The sequence below is a fragment of the Leucobacter manosquensis genome, assembly GCF_018304845.1.
Lineage (GTDB): Bacteria > Actinomycetota > Actinomycetes > Actinomycetales > Microbacteriaceae > Leucobacter > Leucobacter alluvii.
Genome location: NZ_JAFEVO010000001.1, coordinates 593823 through 613054, shown reverse-complemented (window position 1 = coordinate 613054; position 19232 = coordinate 593823). Strand labels below are relative to the sequence as shown.

20 protein-coding genes are annotated in these 19232 nt (G+C 66.9%); 10 read left to right on the top strand and 10 right to left on the bottom strand.

Annotated features, from left to right (window positions below; translation table 11 throughout):
• The first annotated feature begins 11 nt into the window (after positions 1-11).
• The 4 genes from JSQ98_RS02800 to JSQ98_RS02785 all read left to right on the top strand — a co-directional run bounded on the left by JSQ98_RS02800 (position 12) and on the right by JSQ98_RS02785 (position 3731).
• Entirely contained in the window at positions 12-914 is a 903-nt protein-coding gene (locus tag JSQ98_RS02800; protein WP_211648271.1) for an ABC transporter ATP-binding protein, read from the top strand.
• 27 nt (positions 915-941) lie between these two features.
• Positions 942-1763 (top strand): ABC transporter permease, encoded by an 822-nt coding sequence (locus JSQ98_RS02795; RefSeq protein WP_211648270.1) that lies wholly within the window; start codon positions 942-944, stop codon positions 1761-1763.
• Between the two features lie 64 nt (positions 1764-1827).
• Positions 1828-3045, top strand: coding sequence for a sensor histidine kinase (locus JSQ98_RS02790; RefSeq protein WP_211648269.1), 1218 nt, complete (start codon positions 1828-1830; stop codon positions 3043-3045).
• Positions 3042-3731 carry a response regulator transcription factor gene (locus JSQ98_RS02785; RefSeq protein ID WP_211648268.1) on the top strand — a complete coding sequence of 230 codons (690 nt, stop codon included), beginning with the start codon at positions 3042-3044 and terminating at the stop codon, positions 3729-3731. Before JSQ98_RS02790 ends, JSQ98_RS02785 begins: the two co-directional genes overlap by 4 nt.
• A 21-nt stretch (positions 3732-3752) precedes the next feature.
• Here the strand turns inward: JSQ98_RS02785 and JSQ98_RS02780 are convergent, their stop codons facing one another.
• Entirely contained in the window at positions 3753-4400 is a 648-nt protein-coding gene (locus JSQ98_RS02780; RefSeq protein ID WP_211648267.1) for a LysE family translocator, read from the bottom strand.
• A 106-nt stretch (positions 4401-4506) separates the two neighbouring features.
• On the bottom strand, positions 4507-5541 hold the full coding sequence (locus JSQ98_RS02775) for a zinc-binding dehydrogenase (protein ID WP_211648265.1): 1035 nt from the start codon (positions 5539-5541) through the stop codon (positions 4507-4509).
• Positions 5542-5714: 173 nt separating this feature from the next.
• Here JSQ98_RS02775 and JSQ98_RS02770 point away from each other — a divergent pair, with 173 nt between their 5' ends.
• Both JSQ98_RS02770 and JSQ98_RS02765 read left to right on the top strand, forming a co-directional pair.
• Positions 5715-6638, top strand: coding sequence for an MmyB family transcriptional regulator (locus JSQ98_RS02770; RefSeq protein WP_211648263.1), 924 nt, complete (start codon positions 5715-5717; stop codon positions 6636-6638).
• Complete coding sequence (locus tag JSQ98_RS02765; RefSeq protein WP_211648261.1) at positions 6635-7216, top strand: DapH/DapD/GlmU-related protein; 582 nt, start codon at positions 6635-6637, stop codon at positions 7214-7216. The genes JSQ98_RS02770 and JSQ98_RS02765 overlap by 4 nt, the downstream gene beginning before the upstream one ends.
• Positions 7217-7262: 46 nt before the next feature.
• On the opposite strand, the gene JSQ98_RS02760 is transcribed toward JSQ98_RS02765, so the two are convergent.
• The 3 genes from JSQ98_RS02760 to JSQ98_RS02750 form a co-directional block, all read right to left on the bottom strand.
• Positions 7263-7682: an arsenate reductase ArsC gene (locus JSQ98_RS02760; protein ID WP_211648259.1), complete on the bottom strand. Its 420-nt coding sequence runs from the start codon at positions 7680-7682 to the stop codon at positions 7263-7265.
• 105 nt (positions 7683-7787) lie between these two features.
• A complete protein-coding gene (locus JSQ98_RS02755) occupies positions 7788-8201 on the bottom strand; it encodes a Rid family hydrolase (RefSeq protein WP_090148654.1) in 414 nt (137 codons plus the stop codon).
• A 56-nt stretch (positions 8202-8257) separates the two neighbouring features.
• Positions 8258-8899 (bottom strand): phosphatase PAP2 family protein, encoded by a 642-nt coding sequence (locus JSQ98_RS02750; protein ID WP_211648257.1) that lies wholly within the window; start codon positions 8897-8899, stop codon positions 8258-8260.
• Positions 8900-9184: 285 nt separating this feature from the next.
• Here JSQ98_RS02750 and JSQ98_RS02745 point away from each other — a divergent pair, with 285 nt between their 5' ends.
• On the top strand, positions 9185-10345 hold the full coding sequence (locus tag JSQ98_RS02745) for a Cmx/CmrA family chloramphenicol efflux MFS transporter (RefSeq protein WP_211648256.1): 1161 nt from the start codon (positions 9185-9187) through the stop codon (positions 10343-10345).
• Here the strand turns inward: JSQ98_RS02745 and JSQ98_RS02740 are convergent.
• The 3 genes from JSQ98_RS02740 to ku form a co-directional block, all read right to left on the bottom strand.
• Positions 10342-12042 (bottom strand): ABC1 kinase family protein, encoded by a 1701-nt coding sequence (locus JSQ98_RS02740; protein ID WP_211648255.1) that lies wholly within the window; start codon positions 12040-12042, stop codon positions 10342-10344. The two genes, JSQ98_RS02745 and JSQ98_RS02740, sit on opposite strands and share 4 nt — an antisense overlap.
• 5 nt (positions 12043-12047) lie before the next feature.
• Positions 12048-12593: a PadR family transcriptional regulator gene (locus JSQ98_RS02735; RefSeq protein WP_090148643.1), complete on the bottom strand. Its 546-nt coding sequence runs from the start codon at positions 12591-12593 to the stop codon at positions 12048-12050.
• Positions 12594-12688: 95 nt separating this feature from the next.
• Complete coding sequence (gene ku / locus JSQ98_RS02730; protein ID WP_211648254.1) at positions 12689-13714, bottom strand: non-homologous end joining protein Ku; 1026 nt, start codon at positions 13712-13714, stop codon at positions 12689-12691.
• A 69-nt stretch (positions 13715-13783) separates the two neighbouring features.
• Here ku and JSQ98_RS02725 point away from each other — a divergent pair, with 69 nt between their 5' ends.
• Together JSQ98_RS02725 and JSQ98_RS02720 are read left to right on the top strand one after the other, a co-directional pair.
• Positions 13784-16270, top strand: coding sequence for an ATP-dependent DNA ligase (locus JSQ98_RS02725; protein ID WP_211648253.1), 2487 nt, complete (start codon positions 13784-13786; stop codon positions 16268-16270).
• 11 nt (positions 16271-16281) lie between these two features.
• Complete coding sequence (locus JSQ98_RS02720; protein ID WP_211648252.1) at positions 16282-16821, top strand: YaeQ family protein; 540 nt, start codon at positions 16282-16284, stop codon at positions 16819-16821.
• Between the two features lie 15 nt (positions 16822-16836).
• Here JSQ98_RS02720 and JSQ98_RS02715 read toward each other — a convergent pair whose 3' ends face one another.
• Positions 16837-17475: a DUF308 domain-containing protein gene (locus JSQ98_RS02715; protein ID WP_249290706.1), complete on the bottom strand. Its 639-nt coding sequence runs from the start codon at positions 17473-17475 to the stop codon at positions 16837-16839.
• Between the two features lie 108 nt (positions 17476-17583).
• Here JSQ98_RS02715 and JSQ98_RS02710 point away from each other — a divergent pair, with 108 nt between their 5' ends.
• Complete coding sequence (locus JSQ98_RS02710) at positions 17584-18234, top strand: DNA-3-methyladenine glycosylase (RefSeq protein WP_430413590.1); 651 nt, start codon at positions 17584-17586, stop codon at positions 18232-18234.
• Here JSQ98_RS02710 and JSQ98_RS02705 read toward each other — a convergent pair.
• The gene (locus tag JSQ98_RS02705) at positions 18231-19232 is read right to left on the bottom strand and encodes a DMT family transporter (RefSeq protein WP_336661945.1); all 1002 of its coding nucleotides are present in this window, start codon (positions 19230-19232) and stop codon (positions 18231-18233) included. The two genes, JSQ98_RS02710 and JSQ98_RS02705, sit on opposite strands and share 4 nt — an antisense overlap.

The window sequence follows — 19232 nt, the reverse complement described above, 5'->3', positions numbered from 1 at the left end:
AGCACGACGCCATGACGATCGAAGTTGAGGCTTTGACCAAAACCTATGCGGGCACCCACGCCGTCCGTGAAGTGAGCTTCACGGTCCAGCCGGGGAAGGTCACGGGATTCCTGGGACCGAACGGAGCAGGCAAGTCCACGACGATGCGATCGATCGTCGGTCTCGACCGCCCCACCTCTGGCCGAGCCCTCATCGCAGGCACCGAGTACCGGGAGTTCGCGGCTCCGCTGCGGGAAGTGGGTGCGCTGCTCGACGCGAAGGCAGCGCACAGATCCCGCACGGCAGCGAACTACCTCGCGTCGATCGCAGCGACACATCGCATCCCGCGCTCACGGGTCGACGAGGTTCTCGAGGCGACGGGCCTCACTGCGGTCGCGAGAAAGAAGGTCGGCGCGTTCTCCCTCGGCATGGGCCAGCGCTTGGGCATCGCCGCGGCGCTGCTCGGTGACCCGGGCACGCTGATCCTCGACGAACCCGTGAACGGCTTGGATCCGGAGGGGGTGACGTGGGTACGCGAGCTACTGGCCCGTCTGGCGACCGAGGGCAGAACGGTCTTCCTCTCCTCCCATCTGCTGAGTGAGCTCGCGCTCATCGCGGACCATGTCATCATCATCGGTCGCGGCGAGATCATCGCGGACGCGCCGATCAACGCGCTCACCGAGCAGGGCGGCAGCCGCGTCCGCGTACGCACGACCGATGCCCCAGCTCTCACTCGCCGGATCAGCGCCCCGGGCGTGACCATCGTTTCGAACGAGCTGGGTCTGCTGGACGTGGAGGGCCTTACCGCCGAGCAAGTCGCCCGCGCCGCCCACGAGGCGGGCGTCCTGCTGACCGAGCTGACGCCGCTGCGCCAGACACTCGAAGAGGCGTACAACCAGCTCACCCGAGACTCCGTCGAGTATGTCTCAGCCTGATTCACCGCTTTCGAAAGGACGTTCCTCATGAGTACGACCACCGGCACCGCCGAAGCCCGCGCCGTGCGCGATTCAACGGTGCGCAATGTCAGCCTCGGCGGCGCGATCGCCTCCGAATGGATCAAGTTCCGCGGGCTGGCCTCGAACCACATCCTCGCAGGATTCACCCTCCTGCTCCTGCTCGCGAACGGAATTGCGATGCCCTGGGCGTACGTCTTCCGCGACCGCGGCTCACCTCAGGCGGACTACGACCCCTACCCCGAGATGATCGTCGACAAGACCGGTTATGTCGGCGTCGTCCTCGCCGTGCTCGCAGTCCTGATGATGGCGAACGAGTACCGTTCCGGGCAGATCAGCACCACGCTGCTCTCGGTCCCGCGCCGGACGCCGGCACTGGTCGCAAAGGCGGTGATCGTCGCGTCCATCGGTTTCGGCATCGGTGTCGTGAGCTCGGCCATCGGCTTCGCCATCGCACCGACCGTCCTCGGCGGTGGTGGCTACAGCTACGCCTTGGACACACCCGTCCTGCTCCGACTCGTCGTCGGGTCGGGCCTGTACTTGGCCGCCATCGGCATGATCGGTCTCGCGCTCGGCACCATCATTCGCAACGTCATCGCCGCGGTGCTTGCGACGCTCGTGCTCCTGCTGATCGTGCCCGTGATCCCGCAGATCTTCTCGGCACACGGCGCCGAGATCACCCGCTTCTTCCCGATTCAGGCCGGCTCGCTGCTCCTCGCCCCAGCCGGAACGGACCCGATGGGCCCGTGGGTCGGTTATGGCGTTCTGCTGATCTGGATGCTGGCGCTGTTCCTCGCCGCGGCGATCACGCTCAAACGCCGAGACGCCTGAACGGGTGCCCGGGCCGAGCGTGGGGAAGAATGAGAGCACAGCTCGGGAGGGAGTCGGCGAACGTATGAGTACTCATGCAACCCAGCCGTGGGTGGCTGCCGAGGAGGTCGACCGCGTCCTCGGTTCCCGGATGCTGCGCTGGCTCAGCGCACATCAGAGCGTGGTCGACGGCCTCGTCGCCGTGATGTGTCTCGTGGTTCAAGCGCTCGTGCTCGTGCTGCCGCGTGCGCAACCGCTTTGGCCGGGCCTGCTCCTGGCGATCGTCTCGAGCGCGATGCTGCTCGGTCGACGCCGGTATCCGCGGGCGGTCCTCGTGGCCATCGCGCTCGTCAGCACGGCGGGTGCCCTCGTCCCCACCCCGGTCGCACTGCTGGGACTGCCCGCGGCTGTGGCGCTCTACACCGTCGCCTCCCTGCTGCCCACCGGGACCGCACTCATGGGGTACGCGGTCCTCGTGGGCGTACCTGCACTCGGAGCCCTCGTTCGCTTCCTGATCACCGGCGCGCCTCAGACACCCTCATTGCTCGACCCGTTGGCGTTGCTCGCTCTCGCTCTGGGTATCGCCGCACGCAGCGCGGCAGGGCGCCGTGAGGCGCTCACGGAACTCGTCAACCAACGGCTCAGCACCGCGCGGATCGTCGAACGGCAGCGCATCTCCGCTGAGATGCACGACATCGTCGCCCACTCGCTGTCGACGATGATCGCCCTCGCGGACGGCGCATCAGACGCCTGGCAGAAGCACCCCGAGCGGTCAGCTGCGGCACTCCGCAGATTGGGCGACGTCGGGCGAAGCTCATTGTCCGACATGAAGCGAGTCCTGCAGGTACTCCGCGAGGAGGACGCGAAACTCGACGAGAGCCTGCATCGCTCAGGGCACAACGCTCCAGATCTGGAGGACGTCATCGAAGTCTTTCGCAGCACCGGAATGCCTGTCACGCTCTCACGCTCCGGAACGGCACTGCCCGATGATCCTGCCCTCTCGACGTCGGTGTACCGGATCGTCCAGGAAGCGCTCACGAACGTGCTGCGCTACGCCAACGGCGCCACACACGTCGAGGTCGGCATCGACGTCGCGGGCAGCACCGTGACGGTGCAGGTTGCCGACGACGGGCTCGCCGCCCCTCAAGCGGGCCGGGCTCCGAGTCAAGGCAGCGGCCGGGGGCTGCTCGGCATCGCTGAGCGGGCAGCGACGTACGGCGGCAGCAGCGCAGCTGGCCCGCGCCCTGGGGGTGGCTGGAAGGTGCATGCCACATTCATGATCGGCGAGGGAGCGCGTCCATGAGCGCAACCGGTTTGCCCAGGATCAGGGTCCTCTTGGTCGACGATCAAGAGTTCGTGCGGATGGGCACCGCGCTCGTGCTCGACTCCGCCGACGATATGGAGGTGGTCGGCGAGGCGGCCTCGGGAGAGGAGGCGATTCGCCGCTCCCGGGAGCTGAAGCCCGACGTCGCACTCATGGATGTGCGCATGCCCGGCATGGGTGGCATCGAAGCCACGAGGATCATCACTGCCATGCACGCCGCCACCCGGGTGCTGGTGCTCACCACGTTCGACATCGACGAGTACGCCTTCGGCGGCCTCGAGGCCGGCGCCAGCGCGTTCCTCCTCAAGAGCACCCCGCCGGACCGGCTCCGTGAAGCCGTTCGAACGGTGCATTCGGGTGAGGCTGTGGTCGAGCCGAGAATCACCCGGCAACTGATCGACCACTACGCATCCCGCGGGTCACTGCGTGAGCAAGCGCGAGCGACCGAGAAGAACGATCCGCTCGACCAGCTCAGTCCACGGGAACGCGACGTCTTCGCGTGCATCACCGCCGGCCTCTCGAACAGCGAGATCGGCGAGGCCCTCCACCTCTCTACGGCCACGGTGAAGACGCACGTGAACCGGATATTCGCCAAGCTGCATCTGCGTGACCGCGTCCATGCGGTGATCCTGGGGTATGAGCTGCGCGGGAGGCGAGCACCGTAGCGGCGAAACCCGGCGGGCGGGCTACGGTGCGGCAGCGGGGGCCGGGGCGTCGATCGCGAGCTTCACGCCGATGGCTCCCAGCAGGGTACCCGTGACCCATTTCTGCCATCGCATCCACGTGGGCTTGCGCTGCAGGACCGTGGCGACTGAGCCGGCGGCGACGATGATCGCGCCGTTGATCGCGACGCCGACGAGAATCTGGATCGCGCCGAGCTGGAAGCCCTGTGCGACGACGCTGCCGGCGCTGGGGTCGATGAACTGCGGGATGAGCGCGAGGTAGAGGATCGCGACCTTCGGGTTGAGGAGGTTCGTCAGCAGACCCATGCGGAAGAGCTTGCCGAATGAATCGCGTGGCAGGTCTGCGGTCTCGAACAGGGATCTGCCTCCCGGGCGAATCGTCTGGAAGGCGAGCCAGAGCAGGTACGCGGCTCCGGCGACCTTCAGCGCGATGAACAACCAGGGAACGACGAAGAACACTGCGGCCAACCCGAGATTCGCCATCATCATGTAGGCCACGAAGCCGACGGCAGTCCCCGAAAGCGACATCATCCCGGCACGCCAACCTTGGCTGATGCTGCGAGAGACCAGGTACATCATGTTCGGTCCGGGGGTCAGTGCAAGCCCGAGCTCGACGAGAGCTATTCCGGCAGCTGCCGACAACGAGATCATGCGCGATCCTCTCGTGACTCGGGCTGGGCGAGCGTTTCCTCCGTGCCGCACTGCGCCCAGTCTCCCATTCCCGAGCATGGGTCGCACGGGGACGGGGATATTTGCCTCACGGCCGGATGAGCACCTTCAGCGCCTCGCGCGAGTCCATCAGGCGGTACGCTTCGGCGATCTCATCGAGAGGCAGTTCCCGATCGAAGACTCTGCCGGGATCGATGGTCCCATCGAGAACCTGCGGGAGCGCCGCCTCGATATACGCCCGGACGGTCGCGGGCCCGCCCGTCAATGTCGCATTCTTGCCGAACAGCGATCTGAAGCCCACGGGCGCTTCTTCGTATTGGGGGACGCCGACGCGGGAGATCGTGCCGCCTGGGCGCACCACGCCGTAAGCCTGCTCATACGCCGGCAGGTGGCCGACGGCTTCGAGGACGACGTGCGCGCCCTCCCCGCCCGTGATCTCGATCACCTGTGCGATGCCCTCTGCTCCCCGTTCCGCGACGATGTGCGTCGCGCCGAACTCACGCCCGAGGGCGGTGCGGTCTTCGTGCCTGCCCATGAGGATGATCGTCGCTGCTCCCATGAGACGGGATGCGAGCACCGCGGAGAGACCGACGGCGCCGTCGCCGATGACGACGACCGTGTGTCCCGTCGCGACTCCGCCGGTGCGAGCGGCGTGGTACCCCGTGAGGTACACGTCGGAGAGCGTCAGCAGTGACGGCATCAGCGATTCTTCCGTTCCTTCGGGGATGACGACCGCGGTGCCGTCAGCTTGAGGAACGAGCAGCTTCTCCGCCTGCGTCGCCGAGGGTGCGCCGTCGAAGAAGCCGCCGTGCAGGCACGAGGTGGTCACGCCGTCGCGGCAGAAGGTACAGGTGTTGTCTGACCAGGCGAACGGGACGATCACCGTGTCGCCCACCCGCACATGTTCGACCGACGATCCGACCTGCTCGACAACGCCGATCGCCTCGTGCCCCATCCGCCGCCCCCCGGGAGTCTCCTCCAGAGAGTGATACGGATGGAGATCGGATCCGCACACGCAGGCATAGGTCACCCGGATGATGGCGTCGGTCGGGCGTTGCAGCGTGGGTTCGGGAACTTCGACGACACGGACGTCGCCGGCAGTGAACATCAGGGTGGCTCGCATGAGCGGTCCTCTCGTGTGGGTGGTGAGGCGGGGTGAGGCTGCGCCGCAGTCGCGGATGAGTCGTTGTGCAGCAGTGCCAGTGAAGCCTGCTCTCCGCCGCGGGGGAAGGCTCTGGCGAGAGGTGTACTACTGGTGCATCCTTCACTGCCTCCGGGCGTCCTACTGTGGACGGTATGGACAACAAGGCCGAAGTGCGCGAGTTCCTCATGTCGCGGCGTGCACGCCTCTCACCTGCGGATGTCGGGCTGACGGCTGGGTCGAATCGGCGAGTCGCCGGGCTTCGCCGGTCCGAAGTGGCGATGCTCGCCGATGTGAGCGTCGAGTACTACGCGAAGCTCGAACGTGGAGATATCGCCGGCGCGTCCTCCGCCGTGCTGGAGTCACTCGCCGAAGCCCTGCTTCTGGATGCCACTGAACGCAGGCATCTCCTCGATCTCGCTCGGGCGGCCGACGGCATTCCGGCGTCAGGACGCCCGCGCAGGCACACGGCCGCGCAGCAACCCGCTCGCCTCGCGCTCCAGCGCACGCTCGACGCGATCACCGGCGGCCCCGCTTTCATCCGCGACCGTCACCAGAACCTCATCGCGACGAACGACTTCGGCGCAGCGTTCTACTCACCTGTGATCGGAACCGGCGGGCGAACTCCGAATCTGGCGCGCTTCCAGTTCCTCGACCCGGCATCGCGCGACTTCTATCCGGACTGGGACCTGTTCGCAGAGATGTGTGTCGGGATCATGCGCGTCGAGGCCGGCCGCGACCCGCACGATCGAGCTCTGCAGGACCTGGTCGGAGAACTCTCCACGCGGAGCGAGGCCTTCGCCCAGCTCTGGTCGAGGCACGACGTGCGCACCCATGGGAGCGGCAGCAAACGCTTCCACCATCCGCTCGTCGGCGAGCTCACACTGCTCTACGAAGAGCTCGCGGTCACCTCCGACGAGGGCCTCAGCCTCATCGTCTACACCGCAGAACCCGGGTCGGCTTCCGATGAGCGGCTGCAACTCCTCTCGAATTGGAACGCCGTCCCTCCCGCTCCCCAAACGCCCAGCGACGCAGACGCCGGGCAGAGACCTGCTCACTGGTCTGGAGACCCCGAATGAATCTGAACGAACTCCTCAACGCACTCGATTCGGGCGAGATCATCGCCGGCGGTTCGCCCGGGCACGCGGCCATGCATGAGGCCAGTCAAGCGTCCCTCCGCATCGCAGGTGAGCTCAATACCGGCTACCACCCTCCAGCGCGCGTGAGAGCGCTGCTTGCCGAGCTGACCGGATCGCCCATTGACGAAACCGTGACGCTCTTTCCGCCGTTCACCGCTGATTTCGGCAGGAACATCAGGCTCGGCAAACGCGTGTTCATCAATTCGGGCTGCCGTTTTCAGGACCAGGGCGGGATTTCGATCGGAGATGACTGCCTGATCGGTCACAACGTCGTCATCGCAACCCTGCAGCATGACGTGGCGCCCAGTCGACGCAGCGATCTGATCCCGTCGCCCGTCATCATCGGGAGGAACGTGTGGTTGGGTGCCAACGTCACGGTCCTTCCAGGGGTCTCGATCGGCGACGATTCCGTCATCGGCGCCGGTTCTGTGGTGACCGCCGACGTGCCCGCGGGAGTCATCGCCCTGGGCTCCCCCGCGCGCGTCGTTCGCGCCGTCGACGAGCACGTGCAGGGGTAGCGGGTGCCGGTCGCGCGAGCGCCGTTGGCCGTGCTGCTGTGCAGCGCTACCGCTCGCTGGGGAGGAGTTCGGCGACGAGGGTTTCGATCCGTGCGCGGATCTCATCCCGAATCGGGCGCACCGCCTCGATTCCGCGGCCTGCTGGATCGTCGAGCTGCCAATCCTCATAGCGCTTGCCCGGAAAGATCGGACACGCGTCTCCGCAGCCCATGGTGATCACGACATCGGATTCCTGCACCGCTTCGGGGGTCAGCACCTTCGGAGTCGCCGTCGACATGTCGACACCGACTTCGCTCATCGCCGCAACAGCCGCCGGGTTGATGGAGTCGGCGGGCGCAGACCCAGCCGATCTCACCTCGATGCGCCCGCGCGCGAGGTGATCGAGGAAGGCGGCCGCCATCTGAGATCGCCCGGCGTTGTGCACGCACACGAACAGAACGGATGGCTTCGCTGGGGTGTGAATCATGCTGGCGCCTTCGGTCGAGTGGAGGTGGGAGACGGCGGAGCATACGCTCGGCGCGCGTCGTTCACGGCGTCTTCGGTCTCCGCCGGTGCGGTACCGAGGAGACGATCAGGATCCGTCCTGAACTGCCGCGACCGCTTCGATCTCGACGAGCTGATCGTCGTAGCCCAGAACGGTCACGCCGAGAAGAGTGCTCGGAACATCATGGTCTCCGAATGCGTCACGGACGACTTCCCACGCCGCGACCAGGTCGGACTGCTGCGCCGAAGCGACCAGGACGCGAGTGCTGATCACGTCTCGAATATCTGCACCGGCCTCGGCGAGCGCGACCTGCATGTTCTCGATGCACTTGGCGGCCTGCGCCGCAACGTCACCGATCCCTGCCGTCGTTCCGTCCGCCTGCAGCGGGCAGGAACCCGCGAGGAAGATCAATCGGGCATCTGCCGGTGCGGTCGCGGCGTATGCGTACTCAGCGGCATCGGAGAGCGAGGAGGATCGGATCAGGGTAACTGCTCGGGGCACGCCAGACCTTTCGGGTGGGAGACGGTTCGACCCATCTTCGCAGGTCCGAGCACTCGTCAGCGAACGGCGAAACGCCGATGCGCGATGCGCGCACGGGCGCCCCGCAGGAGTGACCACGCCCCGATGCTGCACGCCGGTACGACAATCCCGACCAGGGCACCAGCGGCAACGTCGTGCAGGTAGTGGACGCCCTCGAGAAGGCGCCCGGCTGAGACCACCGCGGCTATCGCTATCGCACTCAAGGCGCTGCTCACGCTGACGCTTGCCACCGCTATCACCCATACGGCGGCGAATGCGAGGGTCGCGTGGTTCGACGGGAAGGAGTAGTCGGTGACCTGGCACTCGCCCACGCTCATCCATCTCGTGCAGGGACGCGCTTGAGCGAACACGAGCTTGAGCAGCTCGCTCCCCGCGTATGCTGCCATCACTCCGGCCGCGCTCGCGACCACTGCACCGCGAGACGCCGGTCGCTTCATCCACGCCAACGCCATCGCCCCTGCGGTCGCGGCGGCCAGAACTGCAAGTGCGGCGTCTGAGACGAACACTGCCCCGGGGAGTGACGCACCCGCTTCAGCTGCCGTTCGGGTGACGACGACGCTGAGGCTCTCTCCGGATGTCGGGATCAGCAGTACGCATCCGGCAAGAACGGCTGTCAAGAGTATCGGAAGGATCGGTGTGCGAGCGGGCAAGGAGTGCATCACTCCACTGTCTTCGACGAGACGCTGGCAGGCATCGGTCCCGGGTGCCATGACAGTGGCACCCGCGTACCGGTTTCTGCAACCGCGCCTGGTTCATCGCATGTAGAGTCTGAGACATGTCGAGCCCGAAATCCGATGAGTCGGGGGTTGCCGGTCACCCCGCCAGCCCCGTGCACCACGAATAACGACGCCGACGCTGCGCGCAGGTGCATGTCTGCTCGACCCCGGGGCGCTGGCCGCGGTGACAAGAAGCCCATTTCTTGATCCCTCACCTCGGAGTCTTCATTGCCGTTCGCTCTCTACATGCTCGCCCTGGCCATCTTCGTCATGGGCACCTCAGAATTCATGCTGGCGGGGTTGCTCCCCGCCATTGCGACTGATCTCGACATCCCGGTCGGCACTGCTGGCCTCCTGACCTCCGCGTTCGCAGTCGGGATGGTGATCGGCGCGCCGCTGATGGCAGCCCTCGCTCGCCGCTGGCCGCCTCGACTCACCCTGCTCGTCTGCCTCCTCACCTTCGCCACGTGCCATGTCGTCGGAGCGTTGACGCCGCACTTCTCGCTGCTTGTGCTCACCCGAGTACTCAGCGCGCTCGCCAACGCTGGCTTTCTCGCCGTGGCGCTGGGCGCGGCTGCCGCGCTGGTGCCGAAGCATCGCACCGGACGCGCCGTATCGATCCTGCTCTCCGGTACAACGATCGCGACTGTGGCCGGAGTCCCCGCCGGAGCTCTGCTCGGCGCGGCACTGGGCTGGCGTGCGACGTTCTGGGCGGTCGCCATCCTCTGCGCTCCCGCGGCCGTGGGGGTCGCGCGAGGGATCGCGAATCGCCCGCCGCAGCCCACCGCTGCGTCGATCTCGCCCAGCCTCCGGGCGGAGCTCGCCCTGCTGTCGACGCCGCGACTCCTGCTGCCCATGGCGCTCGGGGCGTTGATCAATGGTGCGACGTTTGCGGTGTTCACGTTCCTCGCACCCCTGGTGACGGAGACGGCGCAGCTGTCCGAGATCTGGGTTCCCGTCACCCTCGTGATGTTCGGCATCGGATCGTTCATCGGGGTCGTGACCGCTGGACGCTTCTCGGATCAGCACCCCCGTGCCGTCCTCGCCATCGGCGGGCCGCTGCTGGTGATCGGGTGGGTCGCCATGGCATCGATGGCCACGCTCCCGGTGGTGCTGGTGTCTCTCGTGCTCGCGCAGGGGGCGCTCTCGTTCGCGGTCGGCAGTACGGTCATCGCGCGCGTTCTCTCCGCGGCCGCGCAAGCGCCGACGATGGGCGGCGCGTACGCGACTGCAGCGCTGAATATCGGTGCCGCAACGGGACCGATACTCGGCGGCGCTGCGCTCGCGGCAGGGACGGGCGCGCTTGGTCCCGTATGGATCGCCATAGCGCTGACCGGCAGCGCCCTCGTCATCTCCCTGCTGTGGACGCGCGGCCGCTTCGACCTCTAGCGCCGCCTGAAACCGTTTCCGATCATCCATGCGAGCGGCACGATCGATGCGAAGAGGAGAACCGTGCTCAGCGCAGCGTCGGCGTCGCGGATCAGCGCACCGCTGATGAGGACTGACCCGAACAGTATGGCGGGCGTCTGGCTCCGGCCCATCGTTCCGGCGCGGGTCAAGCGCTGTTCGAGCTGCGGCGCGTGTATTTCGAGGTCGCCACTGTCGATCCGGTCGAGTGTGGTACCGATTCTCGAGGGGAGCAGCATGAAGGCGCGTGCTGCGTCCAGCGCACGACTCGCAGCATCCGCGATGACGTTGCCGCGCTCCTCACGGATGAGCTGTTGCGCGTAGGGCTCGATGGCATCCCAGAGATTGAACTTCGGGTCGAGGGTGCTGCAGACGCCCGACGTGAGCGAGATCGCTCGGATGATGAGCAGAAAGTTCTCGGGCAGCTGGAACGGGAGCGTGCGGATCACATCGCTGAACTGATGGCCGAAGTCACGGAACTCGCGCGGGTCGACATCTCGGAGTTCGGCGAACCCCATACCTCCGAATCGCGCGAACAGCTGCGTCATGGCCCGCTCGAGCTCGGAGGCGTCGGCGTTGGGCAGCAGCACCCCCACCTCGCGCATCGCTGCCACGAGTCCGCGACCGTCTCTCGTCGCAGCTGCGATCAGCAGTGATCGCAGAGCGCCGCGCGTTCCCGCTGGCACTTCGCCCATCATGCCGAAATCGATGAACGTCAGTCGCCACTCCCCCGGCTCAGCGTCATCTCGCGGTGTGACGAAGACGTTGCCAGGGTGCGGGTCGGCGTGGAAGAAGGCATGCGTGAACAGCTGATCGAACATCACCGTCGCGAACCGCAGCGCGACGTCGTGCGGGTCGATGCCGGCCGCTCTGAGCGCGTCGACATCTGAGATCTTGATCGCAGAAACATCTTCGAGCGTGAGCACGCGTCGGCTCGTCCGCTCCCAGACGACTTCGGGAACGGCGACGCCGTCGTGCGCCGCGAAGTTCTGACGGAAGCGCTCAGCATTGGCGGCCTCCTGCAGGTAGTCGATCTCCTCGAGACTCGTCACTGCGAACTCTTCGACGAGCGCCGGCATATCGACCCGGCGGGAGACCAGCCGCACGTGACTCAGCCACCGACCGACTTTGCGGAGCGCCGCGAGGTCGACCGCGACGATGCCGTCGATCCCGGGACGCTGCACTTTGAGCACGGCTCGGGAGAATCCGACGTCGGCTGCGAGGGCGGGGGCAAGGATCGCGGCGTGGGCCTGGCCGAGCGAAGCTGCGGCGAGCGGCGCGGATTCGACCTCCGCGAACACTGTCGCGAGCGGCACGCCGAGCTCCCGCTCCGCGAGATCGCGGATGTCTGCGAACGCCTCGGCAGGCACCTCGTCTTGCAGTCCCTCCAGCTCAGCCGTGATCTCGGGCGGAAGAACGTCGAGCCGAGACGACATGAACTGACCCACCTTGATCATGAGTCCGCCGAGCTCCACGGCGAGGCCGTGGAATGCCCGGGCGAACCGGCGCATGCGGCGCGGGCGCGTGCGCTCGGTGATCCGCTGCAAGCCGATCCGCGGGAGCACCAGCTCGTACCACCACGCGTGAGCGAGATGCCGCGATGCGAAGCGGAGGATGCGTCGATAGCGGACCTGATCGATCTCGGTCGGAAGGTCGCCGCTCGAGGCCTCGAACGACACCCCGCTCAGCCCTGGGCGAGGATGCTGTACAGGCGTCGACGCGTCTCTTCGAGCGCCTCGACCGCTTCGGAGATCTGTTCCGTGCTCCCCGATCGACCGACCTGGGCCGCCGCCTGTGCAAGTTCGAATCCTGCTTGCGCGAGGGCTCCGTGGCGCTTGGGGGCGCTCTCCGAAGCCGTGTCCCACGGAGCTTTCGCCTCGCCTGCGGCCACGGCTTCGCCTCCCGCGTCCGTGAGCGCGTACGTCTTGCGACCGTTCGACTCCTCTGCGGAGATGAGGCCTTCATCGGCGAGCATCTGCAACGTCGGGTACACCGATCCAGCGCTCGGCTTCCAGGAGCCGCCGCTGCGCTGCTCGATTTCGCGGATGATCTGGTAGCCGTGCATCGGTTCCTCGGCGAGCAGCGACAGCACTGCGGCGCGCACGTCACCGCGCGCCATGCGTGATCCAGCGCGCTTCTCGAACCCGGTGCGGAGCTGATCCATCGCCTCCCACAGCGACTCCCCCGGTGATCCAGAGCCGAATCCGAATGAGTTGAATGACTGATGCATGGCGTCCTCCGTGTCTGTCGTGCGGCGTTCGTGAGCGATAGTCAACAACATACGCCGACATGCTGAACGATACATGTCAAGCTGCACATCGCAGGCTACGCCGCATCGCGCTTGGGCGACTTCCGGGGCGACGTGCGCTTCTTCGGGGCGCTCTTTCTCTCGGTCCGCTTCTTCGCCGTGGTCTGCTTTCCAGTCGTGGCCTTGCTCTCGCTCCGCTTCGGCGTCGCCTTCCTCGTCGTCTTCTTCGCCCCACCGCCGGCTTTCGCACCGGCACCGGCCGCCCCACCACTCGATTTCGCGCCGGCCGCCCCGCCGCGTCCGCGCTTCTTCGACGCCCGTGAGCGCTGCACGCTCTCCTTCAGCGCGGCCATGAGGTCGATGACCTCCGCGTCGCTCCCCTCGTCGTCCTCAGAAGTGCCGAACGTGGCATCGGTATCCAGCGCGTCTCCTTCGGCCAGCTTCGCCTGGACGAGTTTTCGCAGCTCTTCCTGATACTCATCGTGAAAGTCGGTGGCGTCGAAGTCTCCTGAGAAGCTCTTCACGAGCGCTGCAGACAGCTGCAGCTCTTTCGCCGTGATGCGGACCCGCTCGTCGAGCTCCGGGAAGTCGGCTTCTCGAACCTCATCGGGCCAGAGCAGATTCTGCACGACGAGCACATCGTCGCGGACTCGGAGAGCGGCGATGCGGGTCTTCTGACGCAGCGCGAACTGCACGATCGCAGTGCGATCGGTCTGCTCGAGCGTGCGCCGCAGGAGCACGTAGGCCTTCGACGACTTTCCGGCGGGTCTCAGAAAGTAGCTCTTCTCGAACATGATGGGGTCGAGCTGGTCGGTGGGCACGAACTCGACGACCGAGATCTCGCGGTTGCGCTCCTGCGGGATCGCATCGAGCTCGTCCTTCGTCAGGACCACCGTCTCATCGTCCTCGACATAAGCGCGATTGATATCGGCGTACTCGACGGTCTCGCCGCATACCTCGCAGCGCCGTTGATAGCGGATGCGTCCGCCGTCACGCGCGTGCACCTGGTGCAGTTCCACGTCGTGATCCTCGGTCGCACTGAACAGTTTCACCGGAACATTGACGAGCCCGAAGGTGATCGCCCCGGTCCATATGGCTCTCATACGTACAGTAGAGCCGAATCGAGTGTCAACGGGCTACGCCTTGTGCCTCGGCGGAGGAATGCTGTAGCCATGGCCGCTGCACAGCACACCGTGCGCATCGACGGGCGTTCGATTCGGTTGTCGAACCTCGACAAGGTGCTGTATCCGGCGAGCGGCACGACGAAGGGCGAAGTGCTCGGGTACGTCAGCGCGATCGCGGAGACGATGATCCCTCACTGCCGCGACCGCGCGGCGACGCGCAAGCGATGGCCGGACGGCGTGGGCGAGAACGGCGACGCCGGCAGCTTCTTCCAGAAAGACATCGGCGAAGACGCTCCCTCCTGGGTGGCGACTGGCAGCATCGATCATCGGGACCACCGCAACGCGTATCCGCTCGTGAACGACGAATCGACGCTCGTCTGGCTGACCCAGCTCGCAGCACTTGAGATCCATGTGCCCCAGTGGAGATTCACCTCGACTTCCTCCTCTCCGCGCGGCAAAGGGCCGAGCACCCGGAGCGACCCCGACCGCATGGTGCTCGATCTCGATCCCGGCCCGGGAGTCGATCTGCGGCAGTGCGCACGGGTGGCTGTTCTCGCCCGCGATATCCTCGCCGGGATGGGGCTCGATGCGGTGCCCGTCACCAGCGGCAGCAAAGGAATACACGTGTACGCGCCGCTGGATGGCACGCAGACCTCGGAGGATGTCTCGGCCGTGGCGCGCGAGCTCGCGCGCGCGCTCGAGAAGGATCATCCCGATGAGATCATCAGCAGCATGAAGCGGGACCTGCGCCGCGGCAAGGTCTTCGTCGATTGGAGTCAGAACAACGCCAATAAGACCACGATCGCACCGTATTCGCTCCGCGGGCGTGCCCGGCCCATGGTCGCCGCGCCGCGCACGTGGCGCGAGCTCGCGTCGCCGCACCTGCGCCACCTCGACTTCCGGGAGGTGCTCGATCGCGTCGAACGGCGGGGCGACCCGCTGGCAGACCTCACCCGGTCGAGTTCCTCGGTGCGCACATCCGAGCGTCTCGAGCTGTACCGTTCGAAACGAGACGCGAAGCGCACGCCTGAACCCGTACCGGAAGCGGTGCGCCGAGGCGAGCGGCAGGAGCGCGCAGCACGCGGCGACACCGGGGACGACGCCGGTGCATCGGTCTTCGTCATCCAGCGTCACGAGGCCAGGCGCCTGCACTTCGACTTCCGCCTCGAGCACGACGGCGTGCTGGTGAGCTGGGCGCTCCCGAAGGGAGTGCCGACCGACCCGAAGCAGAACCACCTCGCGGTGCCGACCGAGGATCATCCGATGGAGTACCGGCACTTCGAAGGCACGATCCCGAAAGGCGAGTACGGGGCGGGCACCGTTCGAATCTGGGACTCCGGAACCTTCGTCCTCGAGAAGTGGCGAGACGACGAAGTGATCGCGACCCTCACGGGCACTGCGGCGACGGGCATCGGCGGTACGCGCACCTACGTGCTGTTCCGCACGCAACTCGATCCCCCGCAGTGGATGATCCATCTGAAGGCAGACACCGGATCGGCGACGCCCCGTCCGACGCGGCGTCGCGCGCCCGTCAGCGCCCCGCTGCCCACCGCGGTGCATCCCATGCTCGCCACGCGATCCTCTGCCGCCGAACTCGACCGCCTCGACGCCGACGACTGGTCGTTCGAGATGAAGTGGGACGGGATGCGGGCCATCGTCACGATCGATGGCGGTGACGTGACCATCACCAGCCGTTCCGGACGGGACGTCACCGAGAGCTATCCGGAGCTCCTGGCGGTCGCCGACACCGTCGGGGCCGACTCAGCCGTCATCGACGGAGAAATCGTGGCTCTCGGCACGAGCGGGGCGCCGAGTTTCTCGAAACTGCAGGAGCGCATGGGCCTGACGGGCGCTCGCGAGATCGCAAGGGCGCGGCGCTCGGCGCCGACGCGGTATCTCGCCTTCGACGTGCTCGCGATCAACGGCACCAACTGCCGCGCGCTCCCCTACGAGGCGCGTCGTGAACTGCTCATCGACGCGCTCGGCCCCGAACCCGATGCCGCGGAGGACCAGGCTGACGCCGTCGTCGTGTCGGTACCGCCGGCGTTCGACGGGGACGCAGGCGCTGCGCTGCGCGCGAGCGAGCAATTCGGCCTCGAGGGTGTCATCGCGAAACGACGTTCGAGCCCGTACCGGACCGCGACGAGATCGCAGGACTGGCTCAAGGTGCCGCTCTTCGAGACCGCCGAGGTCGTCGTCATCGGGTGGCGGGAGAGCGAAGCCGACCCGACGGGCTTCGCGTCGCTCCTCATCGCCGTTCCGGAAGCGGGGGGTCTGCAGTACGCCGGCCGCGTCGCGAGTGGATTCACCGCCGCCGAGCGTCGCCGCGCGCGACGGCGGCTCGAGACGAGCGAACGACGGGACCCGGCGATCGACGTGCCGGGCGACGCTCGCCGCGAAGCGCACTGGGTCGCACCGGAGTCTGTCGGAGAGGTGACCTACAGGGAGCGCACGCCCGAGGGACGTCTCCGTCACGCGGTCTGGCGAGGATGGCGGCACGACCGCGACGCATCGGAGTTCGTCGCCGACCCGTAGACTCGTGCGTTATGGCAATGGGATCGACGATGCACACGTTCGAGGTGGACCTGGCCGACGTGGATCGGAGCGTCTACGAGCAGTTCACACTCCGCGTCGCGCGGCATCCCTCTGAGACCGAGTCATTCATGATGACGCGCATCCTGGCGTACTGCATGGAGTACACCGAAGGGATCGTATTCGGCGGTGGCGTGTCGACCACCGACGAACCGGCGGTGCTCGTGCGGGATCTCACGGGTGCGCTTTCCGCATGGATCGAGGTCGGAGCGCCCGACGCCGCGCGTGTGCACGGCGGGAGCAAATCGGCGGAGCGCGCGGTCGTTTACACGCATCGCGATCCCGAGAAGGTGCTTGCGAACTGGCGAGGCAAGATCATCCATCGCGGCGATGCGATCGATCTCTTCGCCGTGGACCCAGCCCTCGTCTCCGAATCGGTCTCGGCGCTCGAACGACGGAACACGCTGACGGTGTCGCGCACCGAGGGCCAGGTGTATCTCGACCTGAACGGCGTGAACATCGCAGGATCCATCGTGGCGCACCGCCTCGAATAGACGAGTCCCGCGCGCTCAGATAATTATCGTCGCGGAGCCCGGGTCGACCCGTCTCGGCTTCGACGCGCCCCAGATGATGGCGACGCCGACAGCGGTCAGCACGATTCCGGCGACGACCGCAGCGATCGAGAGCGCCACGCCCGGCCAGATCAGCGCGAGAACGCCACCGACGACGAGCACCGCGCCGGGCACGATGCCGATGCTCGGGCGACTCCGCGCGAACTTCATTCCGACGGCGAGCCAGAGCGCTCCGAAGGCGATCATGCCGAACCCGGCGAAACTGACGAGCGCGCGGGCCGTGGCACCCGTGAAGGCCATCGCAACCACGCCCGCGACGATCAGCAGTATGCCGCCGATCGTGCCGCCGCGGACGAGCAGGATCGCGCCATTGGCGATCAGAGCGGATCCGAAGAGCACGACGAGGATCCAGCTCGCCGAGAAGAACGGCCAGACGACGAGGCCGAGCCCGATGAGCGCCACGATCGCACCGATCGCGATGACCGTTCCCTTGGGAGAGGCGCGGCGGGCGCTGCCCGGCCCGCTCGAACCTGCGCCCGTCGGCACTGGCATGTGGGGCTGGGACACGGAGACCTCCGAGATCGACTGAGTGTGTGAGCGGGCGATCACCGGAGCTCGTGCCGGAACCGCATCCATCACTCCACTGTACGTCGCCCGCCTTCGGATTCTCCAGGCATATCGTCGGTGATCGCCAGCGGCGTAGGTCGTCGCGCAGCGGGAGGCGGCAACGGCAGAATGGTGATGATGATTCGTGAAGACTTCTCCCGGCCGGCCCTCGAGGTCGCCCCGCAGGTGCTCGGCGCCCGGCTGAGCGCGCACTCCGCCGACGGTTCGGTGACGATTCGAATCACCGAGGTGGAGGCGTATCACGGTTCGGGAATGCCTGGAGTGCACGATGCCGGTTCGCACGCGAGAAACGGGCGCACGGAGCGCAACGCTTCGATGTTCGGCCCACCGGCTCACGCATATGTGTACTTCAGCTACGGCATGCACTTCGCGCTGAACCTCGTGTGCTCTCCGGCGGGCATCGCCTCCGGAGTGCTCGTGCGCGCCGGGGAAGTCGTCGCCGGCGCGCAACTCGCCGCGCAGCGACGCACAGCCCGACGACCGGGAGCGGAGATTCGACCCGTGCATCTCGCACGCGGACCGGGCAATGTCGCCCAGGCGCTCGGCATTCGCCGAGAGTCGCACGACGGCCTGCAGCTCTTCGCAGACCCGTTCAGCCTCGAACTCCCCGAGCACCCGGCACCCGAGATAGACGCCGGCCCGCGCGTCGGCGTCGCCGGCGATGCCGGCGGTCCTGACTTCCCCTGGCGATTCTGGCTTCCCGGGGACCCCACCGTCTCCGCGTTTCGACCGGGCAGAGGCGCGCCGAAACCGACGAGACCGCTCTAGCGCGTCTCGTCCGGGTCGGGCTTCACCAGTGCTGCGAGTGCTGACGCGCCGGTCTGGGGGTGGAACTTCGCGAGCCCGACCACGCCGATGATGGCCACGGCACCGGACGCGATGAACGCGACGATGGCCCAGCCGGGCGCCCCGGCCGCTTCGTCGAGCACGACGATGCCGATGAGCACCGCGACGATCGGATCGATCACCGTGAGTCCCGCGACGACGAGATCGGGCGGCCCGGATGAGTAAGCGTTCTGCACGAAGACGAGGCCCAGCAGCGCACCCGCGAGCAGTGCGGCCACGCAGGCCCAGGTGAGCCATTCGAACTCGCCCTGCTGCAGCCGTCCGATCACGGACTTCGCGAATGTCGCCACGAATCCGTAGAGCACCCCGGCTCCCACGATGTAGATGAGCGCGACGCCTCGGTGGCGGAAGATGATGGTGAGCACGGCGATGACCCCGAACACCACCCCGAATGTGATGAGGATCTCGATGAGCTTGCTGTCGGTCACGGGCTGATCCGAGGCGGTGAAGGCCGCGATGCTCACGAAGACGACGATGCCGAGCACGGCGAGGCCGATCGACGATTTCACGCGCTTCCCGAGCTTCACCCCGCTGACTCGCGAATTGAGGATCGACGTGATCACGAGCCCGACCACGCCGATGGGCTGCACGATGATCAGCGGGGAAAGCGAGAGCGATCCGATCTGGAACACGACCGCGAGGCCGAGCAGGAGGGTTCCGACGACCCAGGACGGGCGTCGGAGGAGGCTCGCGACGTGATGCAACGACAGCCCCGCGCCGGCGCTCTGCCCGGTGATCCGCTCGACCTTGTTCAGACCGCGCGACTGATACTGCGCTCCGAATGCGAGCAGTGCGGCTCCGACGAGGGCGAGCGGAATGCCGATGAACTGCCTCGGGTCGAGCGAGGTCATTTCGGAGACTGCGTCGGTGAGACCGAGACCCCCCATGTGCCGGGCGATGTCAATCAGGCTCGAATGCAC

What these genes read in the sequence shown, in the direction of transcription:
- JSQ98_RS02710 (WP_430413590.1), top strand. Translation starts at nt 17,584, where the DNA reads ATGATTCGTGAAGACTTCTCCCGGCCGGCCCTCGAGGTCGCCCCGCAG.
- JSQ98_RS02715 (WP_249290706.1), bottom strand. Translation starts at nt 17,475, where the DNA reads ATGGATGCGGTTCCGGCACGAGCTCCGGTGATCGCCCGCTCACACACT.
- JSQ98_RS02795 (WP_211648270.1), top strand. Translation starts at nt 942, where the DNA reads ATGAGTACGACCACCGGCACCGCCGAAGCCCGCGCCGTGCGCGATTCA.
- ku (WP_211648254.1), bottom strand. Translation starts at nt 13,714, where the DNA reads ATGAGAGCCATATGGACCGGGGCGATCACCTTCGGGCTCGTCAATGTT.
- JSQ98_RS02760 (WP_211648259.1), bottom strand. Translation starts at nt 7,682, where the DNA reads ATGATTCACACCCCAGCGAAGCCATCCGTTCTGTTCGTGTGCGTGCAC.
- JSQ98_RS02785 (WP_211648268.1), top strand. Translation starts at nt 3,042, where the DNA reads ATGAGCGCAACCGGTTTGCCCAGGATCAGGGTCCTCTTGGTCGACGAT.
- JSQ98_RS02765 (WP_211648261.1), top strand. Translation starts at nt 6,635, where the DNA reads ATGAATCTGAACGAACTCCTCAACGCACTCGATTCGGGCGAGATCATC.
- JSQ98_RS02720 (WP_211648252.1), top strand. Translation starts at nt 16,282, where the DNA reads ATGGCAATGGGATCGACGATGCACACGTTCGAGGTGGACCTGGCCGAC.
- JSQ98_RS02770 (WP_211648263.1), top strand. Translation starts at nt 5,715, where the DNA reads ATGGACAACAAGGCCGAAGTGCGCGAGTTCCTCATGTCGCGGCGTGCA.
- JSQ98_RS02790 (WP_211648269.1), top strand. Translation starts at nt 1,828, where the DNA reads ATGAGTACTCATGCAACCCAGCCGTGGGTGGCTGCCGAGGAGGTCGAC.
- JSQ98_RS02775 (WP_211648265.1), bottom strand. Translation starts at nt 5,541, where the DNA reads ATGCGAGCCACCCTGATGTTCACTGCCGGCGACGTCCGTGTCGTCGAA.
- JSQ98_RS02780 (WP_211648267.1), bottom strand. Translation starts at nt 4,400, where the DNA reads ATGATCTCGTTGTCGGCAGCTGCCGGAATAGCTCTCGTCGAGCTCGGG.
- JSQ98_RS02750 (WP_211648257.1), bottom strand. Translation starts at nt 8,899, where the DNA reads ATGCACTCCTTGCCCGCTCGCACACCGATCCTTCCGATACTCTTGACA.
- JSQ98_RS02725 (WP_211648253.1), top strand. Translation starts at nt 13,784, where the DNA reads ATGGCCGCTGCACAGCACACCGTGCGCATCGACGGGCGTTCGATTCGG.
- JSQ98_RS02800 (WP_211648271.1), top strand. Translation starts at nt 12, where the DNA reads ATGACGATCGAAGTTGAGGCTTTGACCAAAACCTATGCGGGCACCCAC.
- JSQ98_RS02735 (WP_090148643.1), bottom strand. Translation starts at nt 12,593, where the DNA reads ATGCATCAGTCATTCAACTCATTCGGATTCGGCTCTGGATCACCGGGG.